Annotated in this window: 11 protein-coding genes and 1 tRNA gene; 3 read left to right on the top strand and 9 right to left on the bottom strand. The window is 66.3% G+C overall.

Features of this window, described 5'->3' with window-relative positions:
- Positions 1 to 97: 97 nt before the first annotated feature.
- Together hutC and hutI are read right to left on the bottom strand one after the other, a co-directional pair.
- Positions 98 to 823, bottom strand: coding sequence for a histidine utilization repressor (gene hutC / locus ABF990_RS10315; protein WP_415491395.1), 726 nt, complete (start codon positions 821 to 823; stop codon positions 98 to 100).
- A 76-nt stretch (positions 824 to 899) separates the two neighbouring features.
- The gene (gene hutI, locus ABF990_RS10310; RefSeq protein ID WP_415491396.1) at positions 900 to 2132 is read right to left on the bottom strand and encodes an imidazolonepropionase; all 1233 of its coding nucleotides are present in this window, start codon (positions 2130 to 2132) and stop codon (positions 900 to 902) included.
- 109 nt (positions 2133 to 2241) lie between these two features.
- Between hutI and ABF990_RS10305 the strand changes: the two genes are divergently transcribed.
- Both ABF990_RS10305 and hutG read left to right on the top strand, forming a co-directional pair.
- Positions 2242 to 3717, top strand: a complete 1476-nt coding sequence (locus ABF990_RS10305; protein WP_415491397.1) for a formimidoylglutamate deiminase — start codon at positions 2242 to 2244, stop codon at positions 3715 to 3717.
- 17 nt (positions 3718 to 3734) lie between these two features.
- A complete protein-coding gene (hutG, locus tag ABF990_RS10300) occupies positions 3735 to 4532 on the top strand; it encodes an N-formylglutamate deformylase (RefSeq protein WP_415491398.1) in 798 nt (265 codons plus the stop codon).
- A gap of 360 nt (positions 4533 to 4892) precedes the next feature.
- Here hutG and ABF990_RS10295 read toward each other — a convergent pair whose 3' ends face one another.
- The 4 genes from ABF990_RS10295 to xseA all read right to left on the bottom strand — a co-directional run bounded on the left by ABF990_RS10295 (position 4893) and on the right by xseA (position 8457).
- The gene (locus ABF990_RS10295; protein ID WP_415491079.1) at positions 4893 to 6071 is read right to left on the bottom strand and encodes a phosphoserine transaminase; all 1179 of its coding nucleotides are present in this window, start codon (positions 6069 to 6071) and stop codon (positions 4893 to 4895) included.
- A gap of 26 nt (positions 6072 to 6097) precedes the next feature.
- Positions 6098 to 6181: transfer RNA gene (locus ABF990_RS10290), tRNA-Leu, on the bottom strand.
- Between the two features lie 180 nt (positions 6182 to 6361).
- On the bottom strand, positions 6362 to 6712 hold the full coding sequence (locus tag ABF990_RS10285) for a hypothetical protein (RefSeq protein ID WP_415491080.1): 351 nt from the start codon (positions 6710 to 6712) through the stop codon (positions 6362 to 6364).
- 275 nt (positions 6713 to 6987) lie between these two features.
- Positions 6988 to 8457 carry an exodeoxyribonuclease VII large subunit gene (gene xseA / locus ABF990_RS10280; RefSeq protein WP_415500620.1) on the bottom strand — a complete coding sequence of 490 codons (1470 nt, stop codon included), beginning with the start codon at positions 8455 to 8457 and terminating at the stop codon, positions 6988 to 6990.
- Between the two features lie 64 nt (positions 8458 to 8521).
- Here xseA and purD point away from each other — a divergent pair, with 64 nt between their 5' ends.
- Positions 8522 to 9790: a phosphoribosylamine--glycine ligase gene (purD, locus tag ABF990_RS10275; RefSeq protein ID WP_415500621.1), complete on the top strand. Its 1269-nt coding sequence runs from the start codon at positions 8522 to 8524 to the stop codon at positions 9788 to 9790.
- A gap of 265 nt (positions 9791 to 10055) precedes the next feature.
- Here the strand turns inward: purD and rimI are convergent, their stop codons facing one another.
- The 3 genes from rimI to ABF990_RS10260 are packed head-to-tail and all read right to left on the bottom strand — an operon-like array spanning position 10056 to position 12122.
- Positions 10056 to 10511 (bottom strand): ribosomal protein S18-alanine N-acetyltransferase, encoded by a 456-nt coding sequence (rimI, locus tag ABF990_RS10270; protein WP_415506600.1) that lies wholly within the window; start codon positions 10509 to 10511, stop codon positions 10056 to 10058.
- A gap of 51 nt (positions 10512 to 10562) precedes the next feature.
- Positions 10563 to 11537 carry a hypothetical protein gene (locus tag ABF990_RS10265; protein WP_415500623.1) on the bottom strand — a complete coding sequence of 325 codons (975 nt, stop codon included), beginning with the start codon at positions 11535 to 11537 and terminating at the stop codon, positions 10563 to 10565.
- The gene (locus ABF990_RS10260; protein WP_415491085.1) at positions 11538 to 12122 is read right to left on the bottom strand and encodes a malonic semialdehyde reductase; all 585 of its coding nucleotides are present in this window, start codon (positions 12120 to 12122) and stop codon (positions 11538 to 11540) included.
- Positions 12123 to 12330: the final 208 nt, after the last annotated feature.

The raw sequence follows: 12330 nt of genomic DNA, 5'->3' as shown, positions 1-12330 counted from the left end.
TCTGCCTTATGTCGGAAAAACCTTTGTGCCGGGCACTATTTTTATGCCCGTATCGGCCACGCACAAAGGGTGGGGCGGGGCTTGCGCCCCCGCCCGGTCAGGGCCGGTAACGCCCTACAAAACTGTAGCGGCTGCCTGAATAGGTGAAGATCCCCTTCATCACCACGCGCCCGTCCACCCAGGTGCGGCGCATGAGCTGCAGGCAGGCCTCGGGCTCGTCCAGTTCCAGCAACTGGCAGATATCCAGGCTGGGGGTGACGGCGAACACCACGTGTTCGATTTCCTCCGGCCGGGCAATGGCGGACAGGTGGCGGTGCGGGTGGGTCTGGGAAAAATCCTGATCCAGATAGTCCGGCGCGAAGTGGGAGGACACGAAACGCTCCTCCACCTGCAGGGGGGTGTCGTCCTCGTAATGAACGATAATGGAATGGTACAGCCGGGCACCCGGCCTCTGCCCGAAGGCGGTGGCAAGGTCGCTATCGGCCCGGATGCTATCGAGTGCGATGATGCGGGTGCTGTGCACATGGCCGTTGGACAGGATATCGTCCGCAATATCGCGCAGTTCCAGCAGTTCGACCCGTTGCGCGGGTTCCGCAACGAACGTGCCCACGCCCTGCGCACGGGTCACGACACCTTCTGCCGTCAGTTCCCGCAGGGCGCGGTGGACGGTCATGCGCGAGACGCCAAGCTGTTCCACCAGCTCGCTTTCGGACGGCAGGCGGTGGCCAATGCCCCATTTGCCGGTTTCGATCTGCTCGGTAATATACAGCTTGACCTGTTCATACCGGGCTGCGGGCTTATCTCTCCCTAGAACCTGCGACACGATTTCACCCCACCCCAGAAAAGAAACCCTATAGTGCCATAGGCCAGCACGCCTTAACCACTGCCGAAATGAATAATCAGCCCACCTGGCCCGCGAACACGCGCGCCGTAGGCCGCACGCCACCGATCCAGTAGGACAGTTCATGCGGGCCTGCGACGTCCCACACCGCCATGTCGGCGGCCATGCCCACCCGCAGGCGACCCACCGTATCACCCAGCCCGAGGGCCCGCGCCGCAATATGGGTGTGCCCGGCCAGAGCCTCACCCGGGGTCAGGCGGAACAGGGTGCAGGCCATGTTCATGACCCCTGTGGGGGTCAGGATGGGCGACGTGCCGGGATTGCAGTCCGTGGCCAGCCCCATGGCAACCCCGTGTTCGCGGAACAGGGCCACCGGGGGCAGCTTTTCCTCCCGCACGAAATAGAACGCGCCGGGCAGCAGCATGGCCACCGTGCCCGACGCCGCCATGGCGCGGGCCCCGGCTTCGGTCGCGTATTCCACATGGTCGGCCGACAGCGCGCCCCAATGGGCGGCCAGCGCGCTGCCGCCCAGATCGGACATCTGGTCCGCATGCAGGCGCAGGGGCAGGTTCAGGCCGCGTGCGACCGTAAAAATCCGTTCGACCTCGGCAGGGGTGAAGGCAATGGTTTCGCAAAACGCATCGACACTGTCGGCAAGACCGGCCTGCGCCACGGCGGGCAGCATGTCCTCGCACAGATGGGTGACGTAATCCGCCTGCCGCCCGGCAAATTCCGGCGGCAGGGCATGCGCGCCCAGAAACGTCGTATGCACACGCAGCGGCAGGTGCTGCCCCACCGCACGGGCAACGCGCAACTGCTTGAGTTCATCCTCCAGCCGCAGGCCGTAACCGGATTTGATCTCTACCGTGGTCACGCCGTTTTCAACCAGCGTGCGGGCACGCCTGAGCGTGCTGTCGAGCAGGTCTTCCTCGCTCGCATCGCGCGTGGCGCGCACGGTGGACAGAATACCGCCCCCCCGGCGCGCAATCTCCTGGTAGGAGACGCCCTGCAGGCGTTCGGCGAATTCGCCGCTGCGATCGCCACCGAACACAAGATGGGTATGCGGGTCCACGAGTCCGGCCGTCATCCACTGGCCATGGCAGGAGATGACCTCCCCCGCCAGGCTTTCGGGCGTGCCGGGCAGATCCGCGCGCGGGCCCACCCAGGCAATGACACCGTCTTTGGCGGCAATGGCACCGTCGCGGATGATGCTGAAATCATCGCCCCCCGGCTGCCCGGTTCCTGTAGCGTCCGTCGCCAGATTGACGTCGATCCACAACCGATCCCACATGCGCGTCTCCCGATACCGCCCTTGACCTCATACGTCTATACATGTCTAGTTCTAAGCGCATCGTAACGCAACGGTCTTCCAGAAAACCGATCTCCAAACAGGCGGGTCCATGTCTCAGTCGGCGGGTTTTTCTTCCTTTTTTGCCAAACAGGCCCTGCTGCCCGACGGGTGGCACGACAATGTGCGCCTGACCTTCAACGCGCGGGGGTTTTTCACCCAGGTGGAAGCCCAGGTCTCGCCACAGCCGCAGGACATGCGGGCCGATATCGCCCTGCCGCCGCTGCCCAGCCTGCATTCGCACGCGTTCCAGCGCGCCATGGCCGGGCTGACGGAGGCACGGCACCACCCGTCGGATTCCTTCTGGACCTGGCGGGACCAGATGTACACGCTGGCGGCACGCATAACGCCCGATACGCTACGCGCCATTGCCGCAAGACTGTACATGGACATGCTCAAGGCCGGGTATACGCAGGTGGCGGAATTCCATTACCTGCACAACACCCCCGACGGCACGCCCTACGCCCAACCCGCGCAGATGGCGCTGAGCGTGATCGAGGGCGCACGGCAGGCGGGCATTGGCATGACCATGCTGCCCACCCTGTATCGCCATGCAGGGTTTGGCCGCCCGCTGGCCCCTGAACAAAAACGCTTTGCCAGCACACCGGATTTCATTGCGCGCGTCATATCCGACATTGTCGCGACCTACCCCGATCACCCTGCTGTCACGGCGGGGGTCGCCCTGCATTCGCTCCGCGCCGCCAGCGGGGACGACATGCGTGAAATGCTGCGTCTGGCCCCGCCCACCTGCCCCGTTCACATCCACATTGCCGAGCAGGTCAAGGAAGTCGAGGACTGCATGGCGGCACTGGGTCGCAGACCGGTGGCGTGGCTGCTTGATGAAATGCCGGTGGATGACCGCTGGTGCCTGGTACACGCCACCCATCTGGACGCACAGGAAACCACGCGGCTTGCGCATTCAGGCGCCGTTGCGGGGCTGTGCCCGATAACCGAGGCCAATCTGGGCGACGGGCTGTTCCCGCTTGCGGACTATATCGATGCGGGCGGGCGTTTTGGCATTGGCAGCGACAGCAACGTGCTGCTGAACGCAGCCGAAGAACTGCGCCTGCTGGAATACGGGCAGAGACTGGCCACCCAGAAACGGTGCCAGGCCCTGCCCACGGGCATGACGGGTTCGGTCGGGCGCTTTCTGTACACCCAGGCACTGGCCGGTGGCGCGCAGGCCTGCGGGCTGGTGTCCGAACAGGCTCCCGGAGTGGCCTCCGGGGTGCCCTCCGGGCTGGCAGGCGCGCCAGAAGCGGGCACGCCCCCCCACACCTTGGGCAAGAACGCGGGCCAGCTTGCCGTTGGCCAGCGGGCCGACGCCTGTATCCTGCGCGAGGACGGGCTGTCCCTGCCCGGCCTGCAGGGCGACGCCGTTCTGGACAGCGCGCTGTTCGCCTGCCCGACCCTGCCGGTCAGCGATGTGCTGTGCCATGGCGCCTGGGTGGTGCAGGATGGCCGCCATGTGGATGAAAGCCGCATTACAGCCGCGTTCCACCATGCTATCACGACCCTTCGTTCCTGACAGGAGACACAGCGCCCATGACCGCACCTGTTTTCACGTTCACGCAGGGCGCCGCACCTGTTCTTGTCACCCTGCCCCATGCGGGTACGGAACTGGCCCCCGGCATGGCCGAACGCATGACGGAATACGGCCGCCAACTGCCCGATACGGACTGGTATATGGAGCAGCTTTACAGTTGCGCGCCCGATCTGGGCATTGGCGTGCTGCGGGCCAATTATTCGCGCTATGTCATCGACCTCAACCGTGGGCCGGACGATGCGGGGCTTTATCCCGGCCGGCCCAAGACCGGGCTTGTACCGGAACTGAGCTTTGACGGCAGCGCCATCTACCTGCCCGGCCAGGCCCCGGACGCCGCGGAAATAGAGGAACGCCGCATCCGCTACTGGCAGCCCTACCACGATGCGGTGGCCGCGGAACTGGCACGACTGAAAGCGCAGTGGGGCTGGGCGGTTTTATGGGATGGCCATTCCATCAAGACCGAAGTGCCGCGCCTGTTCGAAGGCACCCTGCCGGACCTGAACTTCGGCACCAATGACGGCGCGGCCTGCGCGGCGGGGCTTATGACCGATGTTCTGCAAACAGCAGAACAGGAAAAGGATTTTTCCCATGTTCTGAATGGCCGCTTCAAAGGCGGGTATACCACGCGGCATTACGGCCAGCCCGGGCAGAACATTCATGCCATTCAGCTTGAAAAAGCCCAGCACATCTATCTCGCGCATGAAAAAGCACCCTGGCCGATCGATGAGGCCAAAACCGGCAAAACCCGTGCCGTACTTGCAAAACTTCTGGAACAGGCCACCCGCTGGCGGCCCTGACCAGACCGGACGGGCCCTTCACCCGGGCCCGCAAAACCGATCCTGCAAGGCACCCCTGCAAGTCGGGCCCACAAACCGGGCGGGCCAGACACGGATAAAACAGCCCGGATACCAGACATGGGGGGTGGCCGACAGCCCCACCCCGACCCCGGCCTGAACAAACCCCGCGCCCCCCTGCGGGTCGGGCCACTGTTTCAGAGCATTGCCAGACAGAAAGCGGCGAGCCCTGTCTGGCACCCCAGGCGGGCACAAAACCGCCCCCATGCAGTTATGCTACGGGGCAATGTACGAAAAAAGGGGGTGGCCAGAACGGAAAACTCCGCCTGACCACCCCCCTTGGTTCTGGGGCAGCCCGCGCCTTTATGCGGCGGGCACGATCTGGGCGAAGGCCCAGTCCAGCCAGGGCAGCAGGGCCGCGACATCGGCCGGTTCGACCGTGGCCCCGCCCCAGATACGCAGGCCAGCAGGCGCGTCGCGATAACTGCCGATATCGAAAGCCACTTTTTCGTTTTCCAGCACCGCCAGCATTTTTTTCAGCGCCGCCATGCGGGCCGGGCGTTCCAGTGCCAGGAACCAGGGGGCGACAATGCGCAGGCAGATGGAGGTGGATGAGCGCTCGGCCTCGTTGCGGGCCAGAAACTCCACCCAGTCCGTACGGGCCACCCATTCGCTGACCGCTGCAAGACTGGCCTGACTGCGGGCTTTCAGCCCCTCCAGACCGCCAGCGGAGCGTGCCCATTCCAGACTGTCCAGCGCGTCCTCGACACACAGCATGGACGGGGTGTTGATGGTGTCCCCCTTGAAAATCCCTTCGATCAGCGCACCTTTGGATGTCAGGCGGAAGATTTTGGGCAGGGCGCGCGGGGGCTGGAAAGTCGCAAGCCGGGCCTGCGCACGCGGGGACAGGGCAATCATGCCATGTGCGGCTTCACCCCCCAGCGCCTTCTGCCACGACCACGTGACCACATCCAGCCGGTCCCATGGCAGGTCCATGGCGAACGCGGCCGATGTGGCGTCACAGATCACCAGCCCGTCATGGGTGGGGGGGATCACATCCGCATGGGGCAGGCACACGCCCGATGTGGTGCCGTTCCAGGCCAGCACGACATCATGCGCCCAGTTCACCTGCGCCAGATCGGGCAGGCTGCCATATTCCGCTTCAAGCACGCGGGCATTGTCCAGCCTGAGCTGCGAGACGATATCCTGCGCCCACAGGGCCGAAAAACTCTCGAACGCCAGCACGTCCACCGGGCGCGCGCCCAGCAGGGACCACAGCGCCATTTCCATCGCCCCGGTATCCGACGCGGGCACGATCCCGACCCGCCAGTCCTCGGGCACGCCCAGAATGGCCGCCGACCGGACAATAACCTCGTTCAGGCGCGCGCGCCCTTCCGCCGAGCGATGCGAACGGCCCACCAGCGCACCGGCCAGAGCCGACACATCCCAGCCGGGGCGCTTGGCGCACGGGCCGGAGGAAAAACACGGATTGAGCGGGCGGGTGGCCGGGCGGGACAGCACGGAAGGGAAAGGGGCGTTCATGACCTCTGGCCGGAGATGGGGAAAAATGGTGCGAGAGGGGGGATTCGAACCCCCATGCCTTGCGGCGGTCGATTTTGAGTCGACTACGTCTACCGTTCCGTCACTCTCGCGAACTGTCTTCCCCTACCAGCAAAACGCCGGGCGGGAAAGAGCTTCGCACACAAGCCGGGCCGGGCATGGCCCCAGGCATGACCCCGGATATGACCTTTGTACACCCGCCACCGAACGCCCCGCCCCGAACGCCCGGCACAGCAGGCAGAAGCCAGCCTGCGCCGCACCCGGCGGTTAGCTTAACGGCAGACCCGGCGCGTGCCGTCGGCTGCGATATAGGTGCCGGTCTGGGTGTTGAAACACGCATTCTGCGTGCAGGCGCTGCCCACTGCCAGCGGCTGCGGATAGTTCTGCACCGCCATGGCCATGGCCTCCCGCGCGGCGGTGCCGCATAGCGGCGTGTCCGTGGGGGCGGAGGGGTCGTTCTTCAGAGCACTTTCATTGGGGTTCGCGGTTTCGGCGTTCAGCCCGGGGGCGAAGCTCTGCGGCGGTATGCGCGCGGGCTGCGCGGTGTTGGCGCACCCCGCGACAAGCCCGAGGCTGGCCAGCAGGCCGGGGACAACCACAATGCGATGAAACAACCGGACCATGCGCTCAGCCTTTCAACACGGCATGACACCCCGCCGCGTTTTTCTGGCAGGCAGCATAGCCCCGATACAAAAGGGGCTCAACAGGAGGCTCAACAGGGGGGGGCAACAGCGGGGCCGCACCGCAGGTCATGCGGTCCGGCCTGCGGGACATCCGCACCAGCGCTGACCGGACCCGTGGCCCGCCCCCCGGTCAGCCGGAGTTTGGTCCACAGAAATTTGGCCAGTGGGAGTTTGGCTGTGGGAATCCGGCTAGCGGGACTCCAATCAGCAGACGTTCAGAAATCCAGCGCACCCTGCACCGGCAGGCCGCCGCCACGGCCTATGGTGGCATCCCGCGTGCCGTCGCCAAAGGTCAGTTCCACCCGCTGCCCGTCCTTCAGCCCCGTCGCCTGCGTAACCGGGTGCCCGCCCGACGTGACTAGAGCGTAGCCCCGCGCCAGCACCGCCCGGGGGGACACGGCCTCAAGCTGCCGCCCGGCCCCGTTCATGGCCAGATGCTTCTCGCGCAGGATGGCCATGAGCGGGGCTGGTGTGACCCGCGCCTGGCCCAGGCGCCCACTCTGGCGCTGGAGCGTGTTGCGCAGCCCTGCCTGCAACCCGTTGCCCAGAACCGCAAGCCGCGTGCCACGCCCGGCCAGCAGCGTTTCCACCGCCGGCATGCGCCGCTCCACCGCCACCAGATCGGCCCGGCGGCGCTGCGCGAGGGCTGGCAGCGCAACACCCAGCCTGTGGCTTCTTTCATCCAGCCGCAGGCGGGCCGTCTGCAACAGGCCGGGCAGGTCGGGCAGGCCGCCTGCCGCGCGGTCCAGCCTGAGCCGCCCCCCCTGGAGCAGCCGCGACAGCGCCCCCAGCGCGCGCGCCGCCCTGTGCTGGATATCGGCCAGCAGTTCGGTACGCACGGGCACGGCCATTTCCGCCGCCGCGGTGGGAGTGGGGGCGCGGCGGTCGGCGGCAAAGTCGATCAGCGTGGTGTCTGTCTCGTGCCCCACGGCGGAAATCAGCGGAATACGGCAGGCCGCCGCCGCCCGCACCACGCTCTCGTCATTGAAGGCCATCAGGTCTTCGAGCGAACCGCCCCCGCGCGCGATAATCAGCACATCGGGGCGGGGAATGGGGCCTGTGCCGTCCAGCCGGTCGAACCCGGCTATGGCCGCCACAATCTGGGCAGGCGCGCCCTCGCCCTGCACAGGCACCGGCCAGACCAGCACCGGGCGGGGAAAACGGCGGCTCAGGGTAGTGCGAATGTCGTGCAGCACGGCACCCTGGGCCGATGTCACGACCCCGATCACACGCGGCAGCAGCGGTATGGTGCACTTGCGCTCGGTGTCGAACAGGCCTTCCTCGGCCAGTTTCAGGCGCAGGCGCTCGATCCGGGCCAGCAACGCGCCCTCGCCCGCGTATTCCATGCGCTCGACCACAAGCTGGTAGCTCGACCGTTCGCCATAGGCCGAGATCTTGCCTGTGGCGATAATTTCGACGCCGTTCTCGGGCACCAGCCCCAGGCGCGAGACGGAACCGCGCCACACCACGCCCGAAATCTTGCCCTGCTCATCCTTGAGCGAAAAATACAGATGCCCCGACGGGTAGCGCTTGAACTCGGTAATTTCGCCGCGCACACGCACACGGCCGAACGTACCTTCCAACGTGCGGCGGATCGCACCCGAAATTTCGGATACGCTGTATTCGGGAATATTGCCGCCATTGGGGCCCTGGGCGGGGGGATTGCGTCCTGGCTCTTCGTGCATTGCGCCAACCTATGCTACAGACGCTCGCCCTGAAAGAGCGGACATGGAAAGCGGGAGAAAAAGAATGCGCGTACTTCTGGTTGGATCGGGCGGGCGCGAACATGCCCTGGCCCAGACACTGGCGCGTTCGCCCGACCTCTCGGCCCTGTTCATAGCACCGGGCAACCCCGGCACGGCGGCTTTTGGCGTCAATGTGCCCATTGGCGTGCATGACGTGACGGCCCTGGTCGCTTTTGCCCGCGAACAGCAGGTCGACCTGGTGGTGCCCGGCCCCGAGGCCCCGCTGGTGGCCGGGCTGGCCGATGCCTGCGCCCGGGCCGGGCTGGCCTGCGCAGGCCCCAGCGCCGCCGCCGCCCAGCTTGAAGGCAGCAAGACCTTTACCAAGGAAGTCTGCGATGCGGCGGGCATTCCCACCGCCGCATGGGAACGCTTTACCGACGCGGCACAGGCCATTGCCTATGTGCGGGCCAAGGGTGCGCCCATTGTGGTCAAGGCCGACGGACTGGCCGCCGGCAAGGGCGTGGTGGTGGCAGTCGACGTTGCACAGGCCGAAGCCGCCATTACCGACATGATGACCGGCGGCGCACTGGGCGATGCCGGGCGCAGCGTCGTGATCGAGGACTGCCTTGTGGGGGAAGAGGTCTCTCTTTTCGCGTTCTGCGCGGGGGAGACCGCAACCCTGATCGGCGCGGCGCAGGACCACAAGCGCATTGGCGATGGCGATACCGGGCCCAATACCGGGGGTATGGGCGCTGTGTCCCCCCCCAGGGGCTTTGGCCCCGACGCGCAGGAAGCGGCACTGGACCTGCTGGTGCGCCCCATGCTGCGCGAAATGGTGCGGCGCGGCACGCCCTTCCGGGGCGTGATTTTCGCGGGGCTGATGCTGACCGGGCATGGCCCGTCGCTGATCGAATACAATGTCCGGTTCGGTGACCCCGAAGCCGAAGCCCTGCTGCCCCGCCTGACATCGGACTTGCTGCCGGCACTCAAGGCGCTGGCCGAGGACCGGCTGGATACGACCCCCATCACTTTTTCCGACCAGGCGTCGGTCTGTGTTGTCATGGCGGCGCGCGGCTACCCGGGCGAGCCCGAAAAGGGTGCCGTCATTCAGGGCATGGACAACGCCCAGGCGCTGGAAGACGTGTATGTATTCCAGGCAGGTACGCGCCAGAACATGGCGGGGGAACTGGTTGTGGCAGGCGGGCGCGTTCTGGCGGTGTGCGCGCTGGGGCAGACCGTCGCACAGGCACAGGCCCGCGCGTATGCGGGGGTAAAAGCCATTTCCTGGCCGGGTGCGGTCTGGCGCACCGATATCGGGGCCAGAGCCCTTTGAACCCTTGTTTGAGTGGACACCATGATCCAGCCGTACCGCGAACGACACGCGGTACGGGCCCGGCGGGGAGAGAGGGTTGACCCCTTCTTCTTATTCGCTAAAAGTACTTTTATACAGTTTTAGAATTTTAGATATTCAAATATTTTAACGTCTGCGTGAATAAGCCGGACTGCGTACCCCGTAGGTACACCAACCCTGCGCCTGTCCGGTTTCGGGCCGCCTTGCAGGCCCATGCCAAATGTGCCCTGCCGCGTCTGTTCCGCGTTCAGCCCCCTGCGCCGGAACCACAGGTCCAGGCCAGGACAAGCGCATCGCTTCCGTCGGGGTAATAGGTCTTGCGCAGCCCCTGGCGGGTAAATCCGGCCGAGGCATACAGATGCGTGGCGGCAGGGTTGCTGACCGATACTTCCAGAAAAACCGTTTCCACCCCCAGATCGCACCGCGCGCCGTTCAGGACGTGGGTCAGCAGATGGCGGGCCAGACCGCGCCGCCGGGCGTCTGGCACGACACACAGGGTCAGAATTTCGGCTTCGTCCAGGGTATGACGGAGCATGAGAAAACCCAAGGGCTGGGCGGTTTCGCACAGGATCGTGGCCTCGACTCCGGGCTGCGCCAGAAGTTCGGCCATGGCGGCAGCACTCCACCGATCGGCCGGTGCAAAACACTGCTCATGCAGGGCAGCCAGCACACCGGCATGGGTTGCTCCGACCTTTTCAGTCACGACGGACATGGGCCTGTCAGGCCCGCGCCCGCAACGGGGGCAAATGCACTGTCATACCGGTGTGGCCCGCAGCCCGTCGGCAGGCAGCTTGGCATCGGGCGGGTCGACATACAGGGGCAGGGCATCACGCGCGGGCAGGCCGCCTGCCAGCCGTTTGCAGGCTGCACGGGCAATCTGCTCGGCCGTGGGGTGTTCGAGCGGGCTGAACACGGAACCGGGCAGAGGCAATGCCGCGCGGGCCTCCCCCGCGACCAGCCAGCGGCGGCCCTGCAAAACCGTGGGTACCTGCCCTTCAGCCACGGCATGCACGCCGGACCGGTCTTCTACAAACACACGGCCCCGGCGGGCGGCGGTCACAACCAGCCAGCCGTCCAGCGCCCCACCTGCCGGCACCTGCCGGCCCGCACCCTCCGCACCGGTAGCCGGCACGTTTTCCCGGCACCTGACAGACCCGTTATGGCGGGCCAGTTCGGCCTCCAGCGCGGGGGCCAGGGCCTCGCCCCGCGTGACCCCCACCAGCCGCGCACCGGCACCCAGCGCATACCCCGCCGCCACAGCGCAGGACGCCCGCAGCCCGGTAAAGGACCCCGGCCCAACCACCACCGCCACGCAGTCGGGTTCCCCCGCAGGCCGCGTATCGCCCGTACGTGGCGATACCTCGGCCGACACGCGCTGTGGCACGTGGCCTGCCTCGGGCACGGCGTTGCCGCGCACCGGGGCCGATGGCGTCATGCCGTGCGTGGTGGCGGGCTGCGCACCGCCTCCCACGGGGTCTGGCTGTGAATCTGCATGACGCAGGCCGGATGAACGCCAGCCTGCCTGCGCAAGAACATCCGCCGCGATCAGGGCTATGCCTTCCGCTGCCTGACGGCCTGCCTCCACCCGCTGGGCGGACAGGGTCAGGGTCTGGCCGTCATGACTCAGGCACGCGGCCATGCCACAGGCGTTTTCCCCCGCCGGGCTGCCATCGAGAACCAGAATACGCCGGGGCAGGCTGTCAGCACGTAAAGCCGCGTTTGAGGACATTCAGTCCACCACAACGCAGGCCTGCTCGAACGCAAGGCGCGGGGCGCGGGGCGGCAGGCTGCCCAGATCGCCATAGCCAAGGCAGAGCAGGAAATTGGCGCGCCAGCCGGATTCCGCCATGAAAGCCTCTTCGACCGCAGACTGGTCGAAACCCGAAATGGGCAGAACGTCCAGCCCCAGAGCACGGGCGGCCATGATCATGTAAGCCCCCTGCAGGGTGCCGTTGCGGAACGCCGTTTCCTCCGACAGGCCGACATCCGCCGCAAACCACGGCCGCAGGTCCTCGCCCGGAGACAGAAAGGGAAGCTGTTCGAAAAACAGAGGGTCGTGCGCCACGATCACGATAAGTGGCGCCCCCATGACCGGATTGACGTTCCCCGCCGACAGGGCGGGCCGCAGCTTTTCGCGCGCCGCCGAACCGGTCAGGAAGACAAAACGCGCCGGGCTGCAATTGCCCGAGGTCGGCCCCAGGCAGGTCAGGTCGTAAAGCTGGCGCAAGAGGTGGGGTTCGACCGGGCGGGTTGTCCAGCGCCGGGGCGTGCGCGCCGTTCTGAACATGCCATCAAGCCCGCTCTCATCCACCATGTCTGCTCCGTTGTCCTGTGCCTGTCCGGCAATGGCCGGGTGTCGTCGCCGGTACTGTCATGCCCGGTCTGTCGCGGTCGATCTGTCGTGCCCCATCTGTCGTAACCGGCCTGGCGAACCTGCCTGACAAACCGGCCTGTCATGGCCGCGCTCCGGCCCCCGGGCGGCAGGTCTGTACCACCACCCGGTCTGGCCGACAGAGGGTGTC

The organism is Acetobacter sp., assembly GCF_047723915.1.
Classification (GTDB): Bacteria; Pseudomonadota; Alphaproteobacteria; order Acetobacterales; family Acetobacteraceae; genus Acetobacter.
The sequence above is the reverse complement of the archived record's forward strand: the minus strand, read 5'-3'. Positions and strand labels throughout refer to the sequence as shown.

What these genes read in the sequence shown, in the direction of transcription:
- hutI (WP_415491396.1), bottom strand. Translation starts at nt 2,132, where the DNA reads ATGTGGGATCGGTTGTGGATCGACGTCAATCTGGCGACGGACGCTACA.
- ABF990_RS10305 (WP_415491397.1), top strand. Translation starts at nt 2,242, where the DNA reads ATGTCTCAGTCGGCGGGTTTTTCTTCCTTTTTTGCCAAACAGGCCCTG.
- hutG (WP_415491398.1), top strand. Translation starts at nt 3,735, where the DNA reads ATGACCGCACCTGTTTTCACGTTCACGCAGGGCGCCGCACCTGTTCTT.
- ABF990_RS10295 (WP_415491079.1), bottom strand. Translation starts at nt 6,071, where the DNA reads ATGAACGCCCCTTTCCCTTCCGTGCTGTCCCGCCCGGCCACCCGCCCG.
- ABF990_RS10285 (WP_415491080.1), bottom strand. Translation starts at nt 6,712, where the DNA reads ATGGTCCGGTTGTTTCATCGCATTGTGGTTGTCCCCGGCCTGCTGGCC.
- xseA (WP_415500620.1), bottom strand. Translation starts at nt 8,457, where the DNA reads ATGCACGAAGAGCCAGGACGCAATCCCCCCGCCCAGGGCCCCAATGGC.
- purD (WP_415500621.1), top strand. Translation starts at nt 8,522, where the DNA reads ATGCGCGTACTTCTGGTTGGATCGGGCGGGCGCGAACATGCCCTGGCC.
- ABF990_RS10265 (WP_415500623.1), bottom strand. Translation starts at nt 11,537, where the DNA reads ATGTCCTCAAACGCGGCTTTACGTGCTGACAGCCTGCCCCGGCGTATT.
- ABF990_RS10260 (WP_415491085.1), bottom strand. Translation starts at nt 12,122, where the DNA reads ATGGTGGATGAGAGCGGGCTTGATGGCATGTTCAGAACGGCGCGCACG.